Here is a 311-nt window from a genome sequence, read left to right as displayed (position 1 = left end):
GTGAACTTTGATAAAAAAGGAAGAAGATAATTCACAAAAATAAACGATAAAGGCTGCCTATTAATTAGGCAGCCTTTTTATTATGCTTATAGTATAAACAAAAAAATAACGCCTTTTTAGGCGTTATTCTTTTATTCAGGGTGGAATATGGGGCTCGAACCCACGACCTTCGGAACCACAATCCGACGCTCTAACCAACTGAGCTAAGACCACCATCTATGTTTTTCGAGTGCAAAAGTACAGCTTTTCAGTATATCTACCAAATTTTTTACTAATTATTTTTTATAATAGTATTTAAAACGCTGATTGTC

Annotated in this window: 1 tRNA gene; it reads right to left on the bottom strand. The window is 33.8% G+C overall.

The annotated features are described in order from the left end of the window. Window positions 1–138: 138 nt before the first annotated feature. Window positions 139–214 (bottom strand) — tRNA-His (locus HMPREF9441_RS17270). Between the last annotated feature and the right edge of the window lie 97 nt (window positions 215–311).

This window comes from Paraprevotella clara YIT 11840, from assembly GCF_000233955.1.
Classification (GTDB): Bacteria; Bacteroidota; Bacteroidia; order Bacteroidales; family Bacteroidaceae; genus Paraprevotella; species Paraprevotella clara.
Note: the sequence above shows the minus strand (reverse complement) of the source record. Positions and strands in the feature narration are given on the sequence as shown.